Origin of the sequence: Curtobacterium sp. DN_7.5 (genome assembly GCF_022655355.1) — a bacterium.
GTDB lineage: Bacteria > Actinomycetota > Actinomycetes > Actinomycetales > Microbacteriaceae > Curtobacterium > Curtobacterium luteum.
In genome coordinates this window covers 2,279,957-2,299,049 of record NZ_CP093378.1, presented here as the reverse complement: position 1 = coordinate 2,299,049, position 19,093 = coordinate 2,279,957, and the positions used below count along the sequence as shown (strand labels likewise).

The following is a 19,093-nucleotide window of genomic DNA, read 5'->3' as shown; positions in this document are numbered from 1 at the left end:
CCGTCAGAGCCGTCCGGTCGCCTTCGCGCGGATGTAGGCATCGGCAACGAGGGGCGGCACGGCCGCGGGGGTGCCCCGGACGACCTCCGCACCGGTGCGCCGGGCAGCGTCCGCCACGCCGTCGGCGTCGAGCAGCGTGCGTTCCGCTGCGGCCCGGCGGTAGACGTCGCGTTCCGTCCCGCCGGCCGGGAGGCGCGGCACGCGTCCGGCGGTCGACCCCCGTCGACCTGTGGCCGGTCCACGCCGTCGTCGGCCCCCGTGTCCGCCGTCGGCCGGGTACCCCGATGCGGGTGCCTGGTGGACGTCCGGACCGGCAGCGTCGCCGCGGGCGGCGGCAGCGACGGCCGGGTCGGTGACGCTCGTCACCACCACCGTGTGGCGCGCGGTCAGCCGGGGCAGCACGGCGAGCAGGTCGCCGGACGCGCCCACCGAGTCGAGGCTCGACAGGAGCACCACGAACGCACGGGAGGTCGTCACGGCGTCCACCGCGGCCGGCACCGCAGCCCAGTCGGTCGCGGCGAGCCCGGGCTCGACCTCCGCGAGGGTCTCGCCGAACCGCTGCACGACGTCGGCGCGGGTGGCTCCGGCGACGCGGCCGCGGACCCGGTCGTCGAGCACGACGAGGTCCACGCGGTCCCCGGCCGCCGCGGCGAGGGCGCCGAGGAGCAGTGCCGACTCGATTGCGGTGTCGAGGCGGGGCTCGTCCTCCACGCGTCCGGCCCCGGCGCGTCCGGCGTCGACCACGACGACGACCCGGCGGTCCCGCTCCGGCCGCCACGTCCGCACCACGAGGTCCTGCCGACGCGCGGTCGCCCGCCAGTCGATCGAGCGCACGTCGTCGCCCCGGACGTAGTCGCGGAGCGAGTCGAACTCGGTGCCGTGACCGCGGAGCTGCAGCGTCGTCTCGCCGTCGAGCTCGCGGAGCCGGGCGAGCCTCGACGGCAGGTGGCGGCGCGACCGGAACGGCGGCGTGACGACGAGCTCCGCGGGTGCCGGGAGGACACGCTGGCGCGCGGCCAGCCCGAGCGGTCCGAAGGCGCGGAGGGTGACTCCGGCACTCCGCCGTCGGCCCCGGCGGAACGGGGCGAACCGGACACGTGCGGTGCGACGCTCGCCGGACGGGACGGTGAGCCGGACGCGCGTCGGGCCGTGGCCGGTCGAGGGCTCCCACATGTCGCGCACGACGGCGCGGAGTGCCCGACCGCCGTCGTTGGCGAGGACGAGCGTGCCGTCGGCCACGGTGTCGCGGCGGGCGAGTCGGGGCATCCGCCGGTCGACCCGCACACGCCGGAGATCGGCGGCGAGCACCACGTCGACCGTCGCCGCCAGGAGGACGACCGCCACCCAGGCGAACCCGCCCCACCCCGTCCCGAGGAGCACGAGGGGGACGACGCCCACCGCGAGGAGCGCGACGAAGCGACCGCTGACCGCCACTAGATCGGCACCCGGACCTGTTCGAGCACCTGCTGCAGCACCCCGTCGGCGCCGACGCCCTCGAGCTCGGCGTCCGCGGCAACCCGGAGCCGGTGTCGCCACACGGGGAGGACCATCGCCTGCACGTGGTCCGGGGTGATGGCGTCGTAGCCGGTGATCCACGCCCAGGCCTTCGCCGCAGCGAGGAGGGCGGTCGCCCCACGTGGGCTGACGCCGACGCGGACGGACGGCACCTGCCGGGTGGCCCGCGCCAGGTCGACCACGTAGGCGAGGACGTCGTCACGGGCCCCGACCCCGCGGACGGCCTGCTGCGCGGCGAGCACCTCGTCGCGTCCGACGACCGGGACGATCCCCGCCGACGAGACGTCCCGCGGGACGAAGCCGTCCGCGTGACGTCGGAGCACCTGCCACTCCACGTCGCGCGGCGGCACCTCGAGGGTGAGCTTCATGAGGAACCGGTCGAGCTGGGCCTCCGGCAGCGTGTAGGTGCCCTCGAACTCGATCGGGTTCATCGTCGCGGCGACGAAGAACGGGTCGGGCAGCGCGCGGGCGTCGCCGTCCACGCTCACCTGACGCTCCTCCATGGCCTCGAGGAGCGCCGACTGGGTCTTCGGCGGGGTGCGGTTCACCTCGTCCGCGAGGAGCACGTTGGTGAAGACCGGGCCCTCGCGGAACGGGAACGTGCCCGTGGACGCGTCGTACACGAGCGAGCCGGTGACGTCGCCCGGCATGAGGTCCGGCGTGAACTGGATCCGCTTCGTGTCCAGGGACATCGCGGCCGCGAGGCTCCGCACGAGCAGGGTCTTCGCGACACCGGGGACCCCCTCGAGCAGGACGTGCCCCTGCGCGAGCAGGCCGACGATCAGGCCGGACACCGCGCCCTCCTGCCCGACGACGGCCTTGGCGACCTCGGCGCGGACGCGGTCGAAGGCGTCGCGGAGCGGATCGGCGACGGCGACCGCGGGGTGCTGGTGGTTCGGGGGCAGGTCGGTCACGGTCGTGCTCCAGGTCCGTCGTGGTCGGTCGGTCGGGTGTGTCCGGGGGCGCCCGGTCGCTCGCGGGTGCTGCGTCGGGCTGCGGTGGTCGGCGGGGGCGACGCGCCGGTCGCGGCGGCGGACACCGCGCGTTCGAGCTCGTCGAGCGCGGCCGCTCCGGAGGTGAGTGCGGCGTCCGAATCGGCGGCGCTGCCGACGAGCACGCGGCCGACCTCGGCATCGGGCCTGCCGGTCGCGCGGGCTGCGCGCCGGACGACCTCGTCGACGTGCGCCGAGCGCGGGAGCCCGAGCTGCGTCGCGATCCGCCGGAGCGCGGCGACCCTCAGGGTGTCGAGCGCGTGCGCCCGGTCCCGGGTCCGCGCGTACAGGCGCGCCCGGCCTTCGGTGGTCTCGGCAGCGCGGACGACGACGGGCATCGGCTCGACCACGAGCGGACCGAGTCGGCGTCCGCGCCAGACCCCGGCGGCCACGGCGACGAGTGCGAGGAGCCCGACGAGGCTCGGGACCCACGGCGGGGCGAGGTCGCCGAGCGTCGGTGCGGTGTCGGCGCCGCCCGGCACCGGGACGTACCAGGTGAGCCGGTCGGAGCCGCCGAGCAGACCCAGGGCGAGGGACGCGTCGCCGGCGCTCGTGATCGTGTCGTTCCGCAGCGCGGCCGTCGTGCCGAGGAGCGTGACGTCGCCGGCGGCGGTACCGGCCCGGACGATGCCCCAGCCCCGGTCGGCACCCGACCCCGTGGGCACGCAGCGGTCGATCCCGGCGCCGGTGACCCGGTACGCGGTCCCCCCGGCGGTCACGGAGCCGGCGGCGGCGACCTCGGGGATCGCGCACGACGCGGTGCTGACGGTGGTGTCGTCGTCGACCGTGGCCACGGGCTCGGCGTCGAGTCCGAACGCCTGCAGCGCAGCGCCGGTCGCGCCCACGAGCACGACGTGGTCGGCGGTCCGGGCGATGCGCCGGGCCACCGCCGGGGACAGCGCGCCGGCGGTGTCGTCGACGAGCACGGTGCCGGCGCCGACGCGGTCGGCGCTGCGGACGACCTCGACGTCGGTGCCCCGTCGTTCGAGGACCCGGACGAGCGCCTTCGCGCCGCTCGCGGTGGCGCTGTCCGGGTCGAGTTCACGGGGGCCGGGCCCACGTTGGCCGCCGACCGCCGCCGTCAGGGTCGCGAGCAGCAGCGCGACGACCGCGACGACCACCCAGGCGCCCCGGCGACGCCGTCGCGCGGGGCCGGTTCCGTGCCCTGCGCCGCCGGAGGAGCCGGTCGTCGCCGACGCCGGTGTCGGGGCCTCGACGGCGGTCGTGGCGCTCACGCGGGGACCGCCGGTGCGTCCGTCCGCGCGGGGCGGGCCCGCGCCACCGAGCGGGCGGTCGTCAGGACGGCGTCCGCGGTCTCGCGGCCCGCGCTGCGGTCGAGGTAGCGGACGTCGTCGAACGTCCGTGCGGCCCGGTCGAGCGCGTCACCGAGGTCCGGGAAGGCACGCTCGGCACGGGCGGCGATCGACCGTGCGGTCGCGCCGGGGACGTCGGGCACGAGGTCGCGCTCGCCGAGACCGCGGGCGAGCGAGCGGAAGCCGTCGAGGACCGCGGTCGTCCAGTCGCCGCGGTCGAACGCGGACTCCGCGGAGCGGGCGAGGTCTGCAGCGGTCCGGACGTCGCCGTCGTCGAACACCCCACCGGCGCTCGCCGCGGCGGTCCGGGCGCGCCGTCGGGGGAGCCCCCGGGCGAGGACGACCACCACCGCGACGGCGACGAGCACGACGACCGCGATCACCAGCACGGTGTGCCCGACCGCGGGGGAGTCCAGGCCGTCCGCGCGCAACGAGCCGAGCCAGTCGAGGACGGCCTTCGACGCCCGGTCCCACCAGGTGGCCCGTGCGCCGTCGTACTCGGCCCGTTGCAGCTCCTGCTCGAGCAGGCGTCGGGCCTCGTCCGGGTCGACCGCGCTCACCGCGGCCCGCCCCACTGCGGCGGCGCCCACTGCTGCTGCTGCCACTGCGGCGGCTGCGGTCCCCAGGGCTGCTGGGGTCCCCACGGCTGCTGCGGGGGCCGGACCGGGAGGGCTTCCGCTGGGGCGAACGGGTCGGCCGGCTGCCCGGTGTCCAGGTGCGCGGCGATGCGCTGGTCGAGTCCCTCGGTCCGGATGCGCCGGTCGATCGCCAGCAGGGTCAGGACCGACCCCGACAGCACGTCGGTCACGCACTGCACCGCCGTGACCAGGAGCGCCCCGAGCACCACGACCACGACGGACCAGACCCCGGGCCCGGACGACCCCGAGGTCTGCCCGAGCGGGTCGAACACCCCGCTGACGAAGACCGTGGCCACCTGCAGCGGGAACGACGCGATCGACACCGCGAACGCGAACATCGCGGTGACGAGCAGCATGATGCCGAACGTGCGCCAGAACGCCCCGCGCGTGAGGCGCCACGACTGCGCCGCCGCGGAGAAGACCCCGCGGCCCTCGAGCGCGATCGTCGGGATCGTGAACGCGAACTTCGTCGCGAGCCAGGTCGAGACCACACCGCCCCCGAGCGCGACCACGACCGCTGCGAGCAGGAACCAGCCGAAGCTCGCACGGCTGCCCGCGAGGCCGGCGACGAACCCGATGAACAGCACCAGGAAGACGCCCCCGAGGAGCACCCCGGCCGCTGCCTGCAGGAGCACCCACGCGACGACGGACCAGCGACGACCGGCAAGCAGCCCCCAGATGCCACGGAACGTCGCACGGCGTCCGAGCACGCGCTGTCCGGTGTCCACCGCGACCGGCGCGAGCAGGAACCCGCGGAAGAGCGCCGCCACGAACGGCAGGCCCACCGAGAGCAGGACGAACGCCGTGGCGGTCCCCGCGGCGATCGACGCCGCGTCCGACGACGACCCGGCCGAGTCGAGGGAGGAGAACATCCGCGACTGCAGGCCGCCCTGGGCGAGCGTCGACACGACCTTCGCCAGCACCCCGACGACCCCGGTGACGAGGAAGCTCCAGAGCAGCAGGACGCGGGCGTTCCGCCGGAAGACCGTGAACGCGCCGCCGAGGACGTCGCCGAGACCGAGCGGCCGCAGTGGCACGACCGGTCGCGACCCGGCGGGACCCGGGCCCGACGGGACGGGACCACCCGGCCGGGCGCTGCTCCGACCGGGCCCACCCGGCCACGATGCGGACGGGCCGGGCCCACCCGGCCACGAGGCGGACGGGCCGGGCCCACCCGGCCACGAGGCGGACGGGCCGGGCCCACCCGGCCACGGGGCGGACGGGCCGGGCCCACCCGGCCACGCGGCGGACGGCGGGGGCGTGCCGGGCTGCTGCGGGCCTCCAGGCGGACGCCCCTCGGCGCCACCGGACCCCGGAACCTGCCAGTCGGACATGCCGCACCCCCTCACCGGACCGCGCGCGGACACGCGGTCGGTTCCATCCTGTCGGAAAACCGTGCGCGGCGGGGGCACCGGCTATCGTGAGGATCGGTGCCGGACGGGCACCGCACGCTCCACAGGGACGGAAGCCCCCATCACATGACACCGCGCATCCTCGTCGTCGACGACGACCAGGCCCTCGCCGAGATGATCGGCATCGTCCTCCGCTCCGAGGGGTTCGAGCCCGAGTTCAGCGCCGACGGCAACGCGGCCGTCGAGGCGTTCCGCGGCACCGAGCCGGACCTCGTGCTGCTCGACGTCATGCTCCCCGGCATCGACGGCATCGAGGTGTGCAAGCGGATCCGCGCCGAGAGCGGCACGCCGATCATCATGCTCACCGCCCGGGGCGACACCGCCGACGTCGTCGCCGGTCTGGAGAACGGCGCCGACGACTACGTCGTGAAGCCCTTCAACCCGAAGGAGCTCGTCGCCCGCATCCGCACCCGGCTGCGACCGACCGCAACCGACTCGACCGTGCTCCACGTGGGGGACCTCACCGTCGACGTCCCCGGGCACGAGGTGCGTCGCGGCGACACCGTCATCGCCCTCACCCCGCTCGAGTTCGACCTGCTGCGCGCCCTCGCCGAGAAGCCGAACCAGGTGTTCACGCGCGAGATGCTCCTCGAGCAGGTCTGGGGCTACCACTACAAGGCGGACACCCGCCTGGTGAACGTGCACGTGCAGCGCCTCCGCGCCAAGATCGAGCACGACCCGGACAACCCGAAGATCGTCACGACCGTCCGCGGCGTCGGGTACCGGGCCGGAGGAGCCTGAGCACCGTGCCGCGGCGCGCACCGTCCGGACCCCGCCCGGTCGCCACCGGCACGCTCGGCCGGACCGGTCGCCGACTCCGCCGGTGGGGCCGTCGCGCCTGGCGGGGCGTCGCGTACCTGTGGCGGCGGTCGCTCCTGGTCCGCTCCGTGGCCATCACCGTCATCACGACGGGGCTCGCCGTCGCCGTGATCGGCACCGCCGTCATGGTGAGCATCTCGAACAACGTCTACGCCCAGCGCCGCGACCAGATCGAGGCGGAGTCCGCGCGCGCCACGATCGTCGCGCAGAACATCTTCGACGCGGCGACCGCGGGCGAGGACAACAACCAGTCCGAGCTCGAGACCCTGCAGAACGAGGCGCAGCAGGCGATCCTGTCGAACACGACGAGCCCCGGCGGCACCGACGTCGCCATCGAGCGCAGCCCGAACCAGACGACGCCGCAGACCCTGCAGACGATCGTCACCCCGGACTTCCCCGACGCCGTCATCACGGACTCGCTCCGCAAGGAGGTCGGCAAGGACACCGGACGCCTCAGCCTGCAGCCGGTCGAGCTCGACGACGGCGGGCGTCGGCAGCCAGGGCTCGCGGTCGGCTCGACGCTGCAGATCCCGAGCGCTGGACAGTACGAGCTCTACCTCGTGTACGACCTGTCCGACGCGCAGCAGACCCTCGACTTCGTGTCGCAGACGCTCTCGATCGGCGGCGTCGCCCTCATCGTCCTGATCGCCCTCGTCACGAGCCTCGTCGTCCGGCTCGTCGTCGTGCCGATCCGCGGTGCGGCCGAGACGAGCCGCAAGATCGCCGCCGGACGCCTCGACGAGCGCATCCCGGTGCACGGCAGTGACGACATCGCCACGCTCGCCCGGAGCTTCAACGGCATGGCGGACGCCGTGAGTCGTCAGATCACCCAGCTCGCCGAACTCTCGCGGGTGCAGCAGCGGTTCGTCTCGGACGTCTCGCACGAGCTCCGGACCCCGCTCACCACGATCCGACTCGCCGGCGACGTGCTCTACGATTCCCGGCACGCCTTCGAGCCGGCCGTCGCGCGGTCGGCGGAGCTCCTGCACGCCCAGGTCGAGCGCTTCGAGCTGCTCCTCGCCGACCTCCTCGAGATCTCCCGCTACGACGCCCAGGCCGTCCAGCTCGAGACCGAGCCGGTCGTCCCCGCTGCGCTCGCCGCCGACATCGTCGAGGAGTTCCGCCCCCTGGCCGAGCGCGCCGGTGTCGACCTCCGGCTCCGCACCCCCGGCGGGCACACCACGATGCAGCTCGACGCCCGCCGTGTCCGCCGCATCATGCGGAACCTCGTCGGCAACGCGATCGAGCACGGCGAGGAGCGCCCCGTCGAGGTCGTCGTCGACAGCGATGCGCGCACCGTCGCGATCGCCGTCCGCGACCACGGCGTCGGCATGCCGCCCGAGGACGCCGCCCGCGTCTTCGACCGCTTCTGGCGGGCTGACCCGAGCCGCAAGCGCACCATCGGCGGGACCGGGCTCGGGCTCGCGATCAGCCTCGGGGACGCGAACCTCCACGGCGGTCGGATCGACGTGTGGTCCCGCGTGGGGGAGGGCTCGGCGTTCGTGCTCACCCTGCCGCGGACCGGCCAGGTGTCGACCGCGACCTCGGCGATCCCGCTGCCCGACCTCGACGACCCCTACGACGGCCCGCGTGCCGTCCGCGAGGAGGACGAATGACCCGCCAGCACGCCGCCGCACCGGGCGCCGGCCGCGCCGCCGCACCGCGCGCCGGCCGCGCCGGGCACGCCGCCGCACCGGGCGCCGGGCGCGCCGCCGCACCGCGCGCCGGCCGCGCCGGGCACGCCGCCGCACCGGGCGCCGGGCGCGCCGCCGCACCGCGCGCCGGCCGCGCCGCCGCAGCGCGCGCCGGCCGCGCCCCCGTACCGGGCGCCGGCCGCGCCGCCGCAGCGCGCGCCGGCCGCGCCCCCGTACCGGGCGCCGGCCGCGCCGCCGCCCCGCGCGTCGCCCGCCGGCTCCGCCGCACCCTCGCTGTCGCGCTCGCCGCGCTGACCCTCGTCGCCGTGTCCGCCTGCGCCGCCATCCCGGTCTCCGGCGACGTCCGCTCGGGCCAGTCCATCAAGGACGAGTCGGTCTCCGGCGTCGAGCTCCGCCCCGACGGTCCCTCCGGCGGCGAGGACCAGACGGCCGTGCTCCGGGGCTTCATCGCGGCGGCCACCGGGGCCCAGAACAACTACGCGACCGCCCGGGAGTTCCTCTCCTCCTCGTTCGCGCAGAAGTGGAACCCCCGCCAGGGCGTCACGATCAGCGACGGCAGCGGTCAGGTCGAACGAGTCGGGGCGGACGAGCTGACGTACACGCTCACCGCGAGCGCCTCGGTCGACGCCGACGGCGAGTACACCCAGGCCGTGCGGCCGACCACCTCGACACTGACCTTCCAGTTCGTGCACGAGGGCGACGACTGGCGGATCGCCTACGCACCCGACGGCATCATCCTGTCGCCCGTGCGGTTCCAGTCGGTCTTCCAGCAGCACGCCCTGTACTTCTACGACCCCACCTACGACTTCTTCGTGCCGGACGTCCGCTGGTTCCTCGCCCGCTCCTCGGTCAGCACGAGGATCGTGAGCGCGCTGCTCGCCGGGCCGTCCGACTGGCTGAAGGGCGCCGTCGTGTCGGCGTTCCCCGAGGGCACGCAGCTCTCGCTGAACGCCGTGACCATCGAGAGCGGGACGGCGCAGGTCGACCTGTCGAGCGACGCGCTGCGCTCGAGCACCGCGGACCGGGTGCGGATGCGCGAGCAGCTCGCGAAGTCCCTCGCGACCGTCGCCTCCGTGTCGTCGGTCACGATGACGGTCGAGGGTGCGACCCTGACCGTCCCGGAGAACGGCTCGTCCGACGCCCAGCAGAACCCCGACGTCGACCCCCGGCCGCTCGTCGAGGCCGGCGGCAAGGCCGGCTACGCGACCGGCACGGGCAGCGTCGCCGGACTCGGCGGTGGCATGAGCCAGCAGATCTCCGCGCTCGACCCGACGGCGCTCGCGCTGAGCGGCTCGGGCACGGTCGCGGCGGTGCGGAGCGACGAGGGGGTCTTCGTCGTCCGCTCCGGCCAGCAGCGGCTGCGCATCGACACCCGGACCGACCTCGTGCCACCGTCCGTCGACGACCTCGGCGGCGGCTCCGTCTGGGTCGGGAGCGAGGACGACCCGTCCGAGGTCACGTCCTACTCCCTCAAGGGCGAGCCGCACGTGGTCCCGACGACCCTGCCGAAGGGACGACTCGTGTCGTTCCAGGTGTCCCGGGACTCGACGCGGGCGCTGGCGCTCCTGCAGACCGCGGACGGGCCGGCCCTGTACGTCATGGCGATCATCCGCGACCGCGACCGCGTCCCGACCTCCCTCGGGTCCCCGGTCCGGGTGCAGGCGGCGTCCGAGGACGCCGTCGGTGCCACGTGGGTCAGTGACGCGGACGTGGCCTCGGTCGGGCAGACGGACACCGGTCCGGAGGTCGTCCGGACCACGATCGGCGGTCGGCCGACGACCCTGCCGAAGCCGGAGGGGCGTGCGACGACGATCGTCGGGGGGAGCGGCGGATCGCTGCTGCTGCGGATGTCGGATGCGCAGGTCCTGCAGTCCACGGGTGGCGGTTGGGAGAAGACGGGCGTCCGGGCCGGGGTGCTCGGCACCCAGCGCTGACCGTCCTCCTGTCGGTCCTGCACAGCAGGCCCGGCCTGGAGGCCCGTCCACCGTCGCGCGTTCGGCCGCCGTCCGGCAGGTGGCCGGGACCACGATCGTCGGGTGAGCCAGCCCAGCACCGCACGTCCGTCCGACACCGCGCCGCCGTCGGACGCGTCCCCGCCGGACGCCACCCCGACCGCCGTCCCCCCGCCCGCCGTTCCCCCGCCCGCCGTCCCCCTCCCAGCGGCGACCGCACCGCCGCGCCGGTCCGTCGACGCCGTGCTCGCCGTCGTCGGTCTCTTCCTGCCGGTCGACTGCGCCGGGTGCGGCAGAGCCGACCGTGCCCTGTGCGATGCCTGCCGCCTCCTCGTCGCAGAGCGTCCGCCGCGGGTCCGCCTCGTCGCGGGGGTCCGGACCGATGCGGCGTTCGAGTACGAGGGCCTCGTCCGGACGCTCCTGCTCGAGGTCAAGCTGCGGTCCCGCGTCGACCTCGCGCCGCCGCTCGCCCGGCGGTTCGGCGCGCTCGTGCGCCGGGCGCTCGCCGAGGCGCCGGCCGATCCGCTGCTGCTCCGCGTGCCGCCCTCGACCCGGGGTGCGCGGCGGCGTGGCTTCGACCCGGTGGTGCTGTTCCTCCGGCGGGGTCGGGCGCCGGTCGGTCGTGCGCTCGTGCGCTCGCGGGGAGCCCGGTCGTCGGGCCAGAAGGAGCTCGGCGCGACGGGCCGCGTGGCCGCCACCGTCGGGACGCTGCGCGCGGACGGTGTCGCCGGGCGGACGGTCGTGCTCGTCGACGACGTCGTGACGACGGGCGTGACGCTGGCCGAGGCCGTGCGCGCCGTCCGGGCCGCGGGCGGCACGGTCGTCCGTTGCGTGACCGTGGCGAGCGTCGAGGACTGAGCGCCGGCAGGTCCGGGGAGGGGGAGCCACGGTGTCTCCTGGGTGTCCGGTGGGTGTCCATCGGGGAACGCGGAGATGTCGTGACACGTGCACCGGGTCGGGTCTAGCCTCACGACAAGGCGTCAGAGATCGCCGGACGGAGGCGACGCGCCGAAGCGTGGATGGGAGCCGCCACATGGACGTGACGATCACAGGCCGGAACGTCGGGGTCACCGACCGATTCCGGACCTACGTCGAACAGAAGTCCGAGAAGATCGACGCGCTCGCCGACCGGGCCCTCGCCTTCGAGGTGCGGGTCAGCCGTCACAACGAGAAGAGCGGCGGCAGCGGCGGCGAGGACCGCATCGAGCTGACGCTCATCGGCCCCGGGCCGCTCGTCCGGGCGGAGTCGGCCGCTTCGGACAAGTACGCGGCGTTCGACCTGGCGTTCGCCCGGCTGACCGAACGACTCCGACGCGCACGCGACCGCCGCAAGGTGCACCGCGGACGTCACCGCCCGACCTCCGTCGGTGAGGCCTCGGGCACGGCGTTCGAGCACCTCGGCGTCACCCCTGCGGACGGCAAGCTCCTGCAGACCGTCGCCACCGGAGCGATCCCGACGGTGGAGGCCGACACGCAGGACGAGCCCGAGGACGAGGCGTACTGCCCGGTCGTCATCCGCGAGAAGGTCTTCGAGGCCGCGCCGATGACGGTCGACGACGCGCTGTACCACATGGAGCTCGTCGGGCACGACTTCTACCTCTTCGTCGACTCCGCGACCGGACGGCCGAGCGTGGTCTACCGCCGCAAGGGGTGGGACTACGGCGTCATCGGCATCGAGGACCCGTCATCCGCCGGTGCCCACGCCGTGAGCGAGCCGGCCGCGGCCCTCGCCTGACCCCGTCGGCACCGCCGACGCGACGCCTGTGCGCGGCCCGTTCGCGGGCCGCGCACAGCCGCGTCGCTCCCAGCGTCGGTCGTCGCGGGGTTGCTAGCATGACTGGCTGATCGCATCGCGCAGACGGCGCGAGACGACCTCGTAAGGAGCTCACGTGGCAAACGTGCTGGAGAAGGTCCTCCGCATCGGCGAAGGACGAACCCTCCGCCGCCTGAAGGCCTACGCCTCGGCGATCAACGACCTGGAAGACGACTTCGCGTCCCTCACCGACGAGGAACTCCAGGACGAGACCAAGGAGCTGCGCGAGCGGTACGCCAACGGCGAGACCCTCGACGACCTGCTGCCCGAGGCGTTCGCCGCGGTGCGCGAGGCCTCGAAACGTACCCTCGGCATGCGGCACTTCGACGTGCAGCTCATGGGAGGCGCGGCCCTCCACCTCGGCAACATCGCCGAGATGAAGACCGGTGAGGGCAAGACCCTCGTCGCGACCACCGCGGCCTACCTCAACGCGATCCCGTCGCGCGGCGTCCACGTCATCACGGTGAACGACTTCCTCGCGTCGTACCAGTCCGAGCTCATGGGCCGCGTGTTCCGCGCGCTCGGCATGACCACCGGCTGCATCATCGCGAACCAGTCGCCGGCGGAGCGTCGCGAGCAGTACGCCGCCGACATCACGTACGGCACGAACAACGAGTTCGGCTTCGACTACCTGCGCGACAACATGGCGTGGCAGGCGTCCGACATGGTGCAGCGCGGTCACTACTTCGCCATCGTGGACGAGGTCGACTCGATCCTCATCGACGAGGCCCGCACGCCGCTCATCATCTCCGGGCCGTCCTCGGGCGAGGCCAACCGCTGGTTCACCGAGTTCGCCTCGATCGCCAAGCGCCTCACCCCGGGTGAGGACTACGAGGTCGACGAGAAGAAGCGCACCGTCGGCGTGCTCGAACCCGGCATCGAGAAGGTCGAGGACTACCTCGGCATCGACAACCTCTACGAGTCGGCGAACACCCCGCTGATCTCGTTCCTCAACAACTCGATCAAGGCCGTCTCGCTGTTCAAGCGCGACAAGGACTACGTCGTCATGAACGGCGAGGTGCTCATCGTCGACGAGCACACCGGCCGCATCCTCATGGGCCGTCGCTACAACGAGGGTATCCACCAGGCGATCGAGGCGAAGGAGGGCGTCGAGGTCAAGGCCGAGAACCAGACCCTCGCCACCGTCACGCTCCAGAACTACTTCCGCCTGTACCAGAAGCTCTCGGGCATGACGGGCACCGCGGAGACCGAAGCGGCCGAGTTCATGTCGACGTACAAGCTCGGCGTGGTCCCGATCCCGACGAACCGTCCGATGCAGCGCATCGACCAGACCGACCTCGTCTACAAGAACGAGAAGGCGAAGTTCGAGCAGGTCGCCGAGGACATCGCGGAGCGGCACGAGAAGGGCCAGCCCGTCCTCGTCGGCACCACCAGCGTCGAGAAGTCCGAGTACCTGTCGAAGCTCCTCGCGAAGAAGGGCGTCAAGCACGAGGTCCTCAACGCGAAGAACCACGCCCGCGAGGCCGCGATCGTCGCGCAGGCCGGTCGACTCGGCGCCGTGACGGTCGCCACGAACATGGCCGGCCGCGGCACCGACATCATGCTCGGCGGCAACTCCGAGTTCCTCGCCGTGCAGGAGATGCACGCGAAGGGTCTGTCCCCGACGGAGACGCCGGAGGAGTACGAGGCCGCGTGGGACGACGTGTTCGACCGCGTCAAGGCGGAGATCAAGGACGAGGCCGAGAAGGTTCGCGAGGCCGGCGGCCTCTACGTCCTCGGCACCGAGCGCCACGAGTCGCGCCGCATCGACAACCAGCTGCGCGGTCGTTCGGGCCGTCAGGGCGACCCGGGCGAGAGCCGGTTCTACCTGTCGCTCACCGACGACCTCATGCGCCTGTTCAACTCGGGTGCTGCCGAGAGCCTCATGGGGCGCTCGAACGTCCCCGACGACCTCGCCATCGAGAACAAGCTCGTCGGTCGGGCCATCCGGTCGGCCCAGGCGCAGGTCGAGAGCCGGAACGCCGAGATCCGGAAGAACGTCCTCAAGTACGACGACGTCCTGAACCGCCAGCGCGAAGCGATCTACAGCGACCGCCGGCACATCCTCGAGGGCGACGACATCCACGACCGCGCGCAGACGTTCCTCAAGAGCGTCGTCGACGACGTGATCGACACCCACACCGGCGAGGGCTCGCCGGACGACTGGGACCTCGACGCCATGTGGACCGAACTCGGGACGCTCTTCCCGATCTCGATCTCCATCGACGAGGTCATCACCGAGGCCGGCTCGAAGGGCAAGGCGACCCGCGAGTTCCTCGGGCGTGAGATCCTCTCCGACGCGCAGCTGGCGTACCAGAAGCGCGAGGAGCTCCTCGGCGACGAGGCGATGCGCGAGCTCGAGCGTCGCGTGGTCCTCTCGGTCATCGACCGCCGCTGGCGCGACCACCTCTACGAGATGGACTACCTCAAGGACGGCATCGGACTCCGCGCGATGGCCCAGCGTGACCCGCTGGTCGAGTACCAGCGCGAGGGCTACGCGCTCTTCCAGAGCATGATGGGCCAGATCCGCGAGGAGTCGGTCGGCTACCTGTTCAACCTCGAGGTGCAGGTGCAGTCCGACGGCGAGAACGCGGTCATCGAGGCGAAGGGCCTCGGCGAGGAAGAGGCGAGCGGTCTGGAGTACTCGGCACCGTCGATCGACGGCGAGGTCGAGGTCCGCGACGAGCAGGGGCGCCTCGAGCAGGCGGCGACCGCCCGGGCCCAGCGTGCCCAGGCGGAGGCGGAGGAGCAGCAGGGCCCGGAGCAGGGCTCCGCGTTCGGCAACGCCGCCACGGCCTCCGGCCAGGCGTCCGCGAACAACCGTGCCGAGCGTCGGGCGGCCAAGCGCGGCTGACGCAGGAATCGACGGACGGGAGGCGCGGTGCCAGCTGGCACCGCGCCTCCCGTCCGTCCGTCCGGTCGTCCGCCGCTCCGCGCTGCCGGCCACGAGACTCGCGCTCCGCGACACTGTGCGCGTCCCGGACCCCGAGCGGTGTCGCTGGCCACGAGACTCGCGCCGACGCCCCGCTTGCGCGGCTCACAACACGCCGACCGCCGTCGCTCGCCAGCGGGCGTTCCGCACCTCGAGTCGGATCGCCACGGCGCGCGCGTGACTCCGCCCGTGCACGACCACCGTCGCCTCGACCACGTTGTCCGCGGGGGAGCACGCGACCACGCTGCCGGCACGGAGCGACGGACGACGGTGGGGGCGTCGTGTCGCCGAGCGGTTCCGTGCCGCCACGGCCGCACGCTGTTGGAGGTGCCGGTGCACGTCCTCGGTGACCCACCGTGCGATGCTGTCGACTTCGCGTGCGCCGCTGAGGATCTCGACCACGCAGAGCGCCAGTGCCCGCGCGGTCTGTCGTGGATCCGGGAGCGCGGCGACCAGCGGCTGGACGTCCAGGGCCACCGGCGGCTGGCCCTCCGGCGGCTGGGCCGGCCGGTCGGCTTCCCGGGCGACGAGGTGGAGTGTCGGCTCGGCGACGGTCTCCGCCCGGTCCTGCCCCTCGTCGTCCCGCTGTACTGCTCCTCGCGCCACCCCGGCCCCTTTCGTTCCGGCCGAGCGTATTTCCCGTGCGACATGCAGAATGTTTGCAGCGGAAGGGCTGTGGACAACGCGGATCTGTCCACACAGGGCGGCACCTAGACTTGGCTCGTGTCGACCCTCAGTGACCTCGTCCTCGCGCAAGGCCGTTCCTCCGAAGCCGACGTGGAGTGGCTCCACCTGCTCGTCGGGGACTGGCAGCTGCTCGCCGACCTCTCGTTCGCCGACATGGTGCTCTGGGTCCCCACCGCCGAGCACGGGACCTTCGTCGCCGTCGCCCACGCCCGGCCGAGCTCGGCCGCGACGCTCTTCTACCGCGACATCGTCGGTCAGGAGATCCGCGAGGAGTGGCGCGAGCAGGTCACCGACTGCTTCGCCGGGAGCCGCGTCGTCGACTCCGCGGAGCCGGACTGGTACGAGGACACCCCGACCCGGGTCCGCGCGATCCCGGTCCTGCGTCGGCTCAGTGCGAACAGCGCCGAGACCACCGACCGGCCGATCGCGGTCGTGACCCGGCACTCGAACCAGGACGAGATGCGGACGCCGAGCCGCCAGGAGCTCAACTTCACCGCGAGCGCGAACGATCTCTTCGGCATGATCGCCACGGGCGACTTCCCGGACCTCGGTGCCCCCGCCGGCCCACGTCGTGGGGCACCGCGCGCGAGCGACGGACTGCTGCGGCTCGACACGAACGGCGTCGTGACGTTCGCCAGTCCGAACGGGCTCAGCGCCTTCAACCGCATGGGCTTCGAGGGTGAGCTCGAACGGAAGTCCCTCGCCGAGGTGACGACCGAACTCATCGGCTCGAAGCTCGACGTCGACGAGTCACTGCCCCTCGTCGTCACCGGCCGTGCGCCCTGGCGTGCCGACGTCGAGGCGAAGGGCGTCACGGTCTCGCTGCGGTCGATCCCGCTCCGCGACCACGGGGAGCGCATCGGAGCGATCGTGCTCTGCCGGGACGTGTCCGAGCTGCGGCACCAGGAGCGCGAGCTCATCACGAAGGACGCGACGATCCGCGAGATCCACCACCGGGTCAAGAACAACCTGCAGACGGTGGCGTCCCTGCTCCGGATCCAGGCTCGCCGGACGCACTCGGACGAAGCCCGCACGTCCCTGCAGAACGCCATGCGCCGGGTCGCGGCGATCGCGGTCGTCCACGACACCCTGTCGACCGGGCTCAGCCAGAACGTCGACTTCGACCAGGTGTTCGACTCGGTCCTCAAGCTCGTGACCGAGGTCGCCGCGTCGCACAACACCACCGTCCGCCCGAAGAAGACCGGCGAGTTCGGGGTCCTGCCCTCGGAGGCGGCCACTCCGCTCGCGCTCGGCCTCACCGAGCTCGTGACGAACGCGGTGGAGCACGGGCTGGACGGTCGCGACGGCGAGGTCGAGATCGTCGCCGATCGCCACGACGACCACCTCGAGATCCAGGTGCGCGACAACGGCCGTGGTCTGCCCGAGGGCAAGGTCGGGTCGGGACTCGGCACGCAGATCGTCCGGACGCTCATCCAGGGCGAGCTCGGCGGGACGATCGACTGGCACACGCTCACGGGCAGCGGTACCGAGGTCGGCATCTCGATCCCGTTCCGCTGGCTCACCCGGTCGCCCGCGGCCTGATCGCCCGCGCAGCCGCGCTGCGCTGCGCAACCAAAGTCGAACGGCACCACGGGAAACCGCGGTGCCGTTCGACTTTAGTTGTGCGCGCACGAAGGGCACCGGCGCGCACGAAGCGCACCGGCGCCCACCGGCGCGCACCCGGGCGCACCGGCGCGCACCCGGGCGCCGGCACCTGCCCCCGCCCGCACACGACGAAGCCCGCCACCCCACCGGGGTGACGGGCTTCAGGCGACCTGTGTCAGGAGGCGCGACGAGCGCGAGCGGCGCGGCGCTTCAGCGCACGACGCTCGTCCTCGCTGAGGCCACCCCAGACGCCCGAGTCCTGGTTGTTCTCGAGGGCGTACTGCAGGCACATCTCGGTGACGGTGCACCGGGCGCAGACGGACTTCGCCTTCTCGATCTGGTCCACTGCGGGGCCGGTGTTCCCGACCGGGAAGAAGAGCTCGGGGTCCGCGGTGAGGCAAGCTGCCTGGTCACGCCAGTCCATGTGTGGTGCTCCTTGATGTCGATGCTCGAACGGCAGCCGTGGGCCGCAGTTCGGGGATCGGAACGCTGGGCATGCTGAGCATGAGGGGACACCCTGTGGGGGAGGGATCCGCTGGAAGCGAGTCTGACGCCCGCTGAACGCTCGGGGGAGGAGCGTCGAACCGCGGGAGACGCGCACCACATCGTGCCGTCCAAACGACCTCGAATATCGTTCCATACTGGTAGGGCCAAATCAAGGGTTCCGACGCTGGAGGATCGCTGTGCACGACACCACACCCGCCGGGTCCGCGGACCCTGGACAGCCCTCGCCCGCGTTCCGCGTGCTGCAGGTCGTCCTCGGGCTCGAGTTCCTCGCGCTGGCCGCCGTGACCGTCTGGCTCCTCGTCGAGCTCGTCACCTCGCCGGCGTCGAGTCTCGCCTCCGGCATCGCGCTGACGATCCTCACCGCGATCGCGGCCCTGTGGCTCGGTTCGCTGTTCGTCGGCCTCCGGAACCGCCGCCCCTGGGTCCGCTCCGGGATCATCGTCTGGCAGGTCCTGCAGGGTGCGCTCGCGATCGGCGCGTTCCAGGGCGTCTTCCGCGTCGCCTGGTTCGGCTGGCTCCTGCTCATCCCCGCGCTGCTCGCCATCACGCTCGTGCTCTCGCGGCCGGTCACGGCCGCCCTCGTCCGCGAGGACGCAGACCGCGACTGACACGTCCGGCTCGGCGTTCGACGCCCGCCGCAACCGCCTGGAGGCCCGGTGCCGGTCCCACGGACCGGCACCGGGCCTCCAGTGCGTCGCGTCCGGTGATCAGACCAGGCCGAGCTTCTTCCGCAGGCTGGCCACGTGGCCGGTGGCCTTCACGTTGTAGAGCGGCAGCTGCACGGAGCCGTCCTCGTCGACGACGATCGTCGACCGGATCGTGCCGGTGACGATCTTCCCGTAGTTGTTCTTCTCACCCCAGGCCCCGTACGCCTTGTGCACCGCGAGGTCCGGGTCGCTCAGCAGGGGGAAGGTCAGCGCCTGCTCGTGCTGGAACTTCTTGAGCGCGGGGAGCTCGTCCTTCGAGACGCCGAGGACCTCGTACCCGGCTGCCTGCAGGGACGACATGTTGTCGCGGAAGTCGCACGCCTCGGTCGTGCAGCCCGGGGTGGACGCGGCCGGGTAGAAGTACACGATGACCTTCTTCCCGCGGAGCCCGGACAGCGAGTGCTCCGTGCCGTCCTGGTCCGGGAGGGTGAAGTCGGGGGCGGTGTCGCCGGCGGCGAGACGGTCGGTCATGGTGCTCCTGTTCGATCGTGGTGCCCGGTGGTCGTGAGCACCCGAAAGCCATGCTATTGTTGTTTCCCGTTGCAG

General features: G+C 73.2%; 16 protein-coding genes. 8 read left to right on the top strand and 8 right to left on the bottom strand.

Annotation, left to right across the window (positions count from 1 at the left end; translation table 11 throughout):
- Positions 1–3: 3 nt before the first annotated feature.
- From MON03_RS10550 to MON03_RS10530, 5 genes are read right to left on the bottom strand one after another with little or no spacing between them, the layout of a single operon-like run.
- Positions 4–1,434 carry a DUF58 domain-containing protein gene (locus tag MON03_RS10550; RefSeq protein WP_242088308.1) on the bottom strand — a complete coding sequence of 477 codons (1,431 nt, stop codon included), beginning with the start codon at positions 1,432–1,434 and terminating at the stop codon, positions 4–6.
- The gene (locus MON03_RS10545) at positions 1,434–2,429 is read right to left on the bottom strand and encodes an AAA family ATPase (protein WP_242088307.1); all 996 of its coding nucleotides are present in this window, start codon (positions 2,427–2,429) and stop codon (positions 1,434–1,436) included. The genes MON03_RS10550 and MON03_RS10545 overlap by 1 nt, the downstream gene beginning before the upstream one ends.
- Complete coding sequence (locus tag MON03_RS10540; RefSeq protein ID WP_242088306.1) at positions 2,426–3,742, bottom strand: DUF4350 domain-containing protein; 1,317 nt, start codon at positions 3,740–3,742, stop codon at positions 2,426–2,428. Before MON03_RS10540 ends, MON03_RS10545 begins: the two co-directional genes overlap by 4 nt.
- Positions 3,739–4,425 carry a DUF4129 domain-containing protein gene (locus tag MON03_RS10535; protein ID WP_242088304.1) on the bottom strand — a complete coding sequence of 229 codons (687 nt, stop codon included), beginning with the start codon at positions 4,423–4,425 and terminating at the stop codon, positions 3,739–3,741. Before MON03_RS10535 ends, MON03_RS10540 begins: the two co-directional genes overlap by 4 nt.
- Entirely contained in the window at positions 4,377–5,495 is a 1,119-nt protein-coding gene (locus MON03_RS10530) for a glycerophosphoryl diester phosphodiesterase membrane domain-containing protein (protein ID WP_242088302.1), read from the bottom strand. Before MON03_RS10530 ends, MON03_RS10535 begins: the two co-directional genes overlap by 49 nt.
- A 441-nt stretch (positions 5,496–5,936) precedes the next feature.
- Here MON03_RS10530 and mtrA point away from each other — a divergent pair, with 441 nt between their 5' ends.
- From mtrA to secA, 6 genes are all read left to right on the top strand, one after another.
- Positions 5,937–6,611 (top strand): MtrAB system response regulator MtrA, encoded by a 675-nt coding sequence (gene mtrA / locus MON03_RS10525; protein WP_022904652.1) that lies wholly within the window; start codon positions 5,937–5,939, stop codon positions 6,609–6,611.
- A 5-nt stretch (positions 6,612–6,616) separates the two neighbouring features.
- Positions 6,617–8,305, top strand: coding sequence for an MtrAB system histidine kinase MtrB (mtrB, locus tag MON03_RS10520; RefSeq protein WP_242088301.1), 1,689 nt, complete (start codon positions 6,617–6,619; stop codon positions 8,303–8,305).
- Positions 8,302–10,278, top strand: coding sequence for an LpqB family beta-propeller domain-containing protein (locus MON03_RS10515; RefSeq protein WP_242088300.1), 1,977 nt, complete (start codon positions 8,302–8,304; stop codon positions 10,276–10,278). Before mtrB ends, MON03_RS10515 begins: the two co-directional genes overlap by 4 nt.
- Before the next feature lie 102 nt (positions 10,279–10,380).
- Positions 10,381–11,154: a ComF family protein gene (locus MON03_RS10510; RefSeq protein WP_242088299.1), complete on the top strand. Its 774-nt coding sequence runs from the start codon at positions 10,381–10,383 to the stop codon at positions 11,152–11,154.
- 175 nt (positions 11,155–11,329) lie between these two features.
- Entirely contained in the window at positions 11,330–12,031 is a 702-nt protein-coding gene (gene hpf, locus MON03_RS10505; RefSeq protein ID WP_022904230.1) for a ribosome hibernation-promoting factor, HPF/YfiA family, read from the top strand.
- Between the two features lie 154 nt (positions 12,032–12,185).
- Positions 12,186–14,963: a preprotein translocase subunit SecA gene (gene secA, locus MON03_RS10500; protein ID WP_242088298.1), complete on the top strand. Its 2,778-nt coding sequence runs from the start codon at positions 12,186–12,188 to the stop codon at positions 14,961–14,963.
- Between the two features lie 183 nt (positions 14,964–15,146).
- Here the strand turns inward: secA and MON03_RS10495 are convergent, their stop codons facing one another.
- Positions 15,147–15,647, bottom strand: a complete 501-nt coding sequence (locus MON03_RS10495; protein ID WP_022904215.1) for an Rv3235 family protein — start codon at positions 15,645–15,647, stop codon at positions 15,147–15,149.
- A gap of 117 nt (positions 15,648–15,764) precedes the next feature.
- On the opposite strand from MON03_RS10495, the gene MON03_RS10490 reads away from it, so the two are divergent.
- Complete coding sequence (locus MON03_RS10490) at positions 15,765–17,270, top strand: sensor histidine kinase (protein ID WP_175328692.1); 1,506 nt, start codon at positions 15,765–15,767, stop codon at positions 17,268–17,270.
- 238 nt (positions 17,271–17,508) lie between these two features.
- Here MON03_RS10490 and MON03_RS10485 read toward each other — a convergent pair whose 3' ends face one another.
- Positions 17,509–17,757, bottom strand: a complete 249-nt coding sequence (locus tag MON03_RS10485; RefSeq protein WP_022904217.1) for a WhiB family transcriptional regulator — start codon at positions 17,755–17,757, stop codon at positions 17,509–17,511.
- Positions 17,758–18,016: 259 nt separating this feature from the next.
- Between MON03_RS10485 and MON03_RS10480 the strand changes: the two genes are divergently transcribed.
- Positions 18,017–18,448 carry a hypothetical protein gene (locus tag MON03_RS10480; protein ID WP_175328691.1) on the top strand — a complete coding sequence of 144 codons (432 nt, stop codon included), beginning with the start codon at positions 18,017–18,019 and terminating at the stop codon, positions 18,446–18,448.
- A 99-nt stretch (positions 18,449–18,547) separates the two neighbouring features.
- Here the strand turns inward: MON03_RS10480 and bcp are convergent, their stop codons facing one another.
- Positions 18,548–19,018, bottom strand: a complete 471-nt coding sequence (bcp, locus tag MON03_RS10475; RefSeq protein WP_022904219.1) for a thioredoxin-dependent thiol peroxidase — start codon at positions 19,016–19,018, stop codon at positions 18,548–18,550.
- Positions 19,019–19,093: the final 75 nt, after the last annotated feature.

What these genes read in the sequence shown, in the direction of transcription:
- MON03_RS10485 (WP_022904217.1), bottom strand. Translation starts at nt 17,757, where the DNA reads ATGGACTGGCGTGACCAGGCAGCTTGCCTCACCGCGGACCCCGAGCTC.
- MON03_RS10515 (WP_242088300.1), top strand. Translation starts at nt 8,302, where the DNA reads ATGACCCGCCAGCACGCCGCCGCACCGGGCGCCGGCCGCGCCGCCGCA.
- hpf (WP_022904230.1), top strand. Translation starts at nt 11,330, where the DNA reads ATGGACGTGACGATCACAGGCCGGAACGTCGGGGTCACCGACCGATTC.
- bcp (WP_022904219.1), bottom strand. Translation starts at nt 19,018, where the DNA reads ATGACCGACCGTCTCGCCGCCGGCGACACCGCCCCCGACTTCACCCTC.
- mtrA (WP_022904652.1), top strand. Translation starts at nt 5,937, where the DNA reads ATGACACCGCGCATCCTCGTCGTCGACGACGACCAGGCCCTCGCCGAG.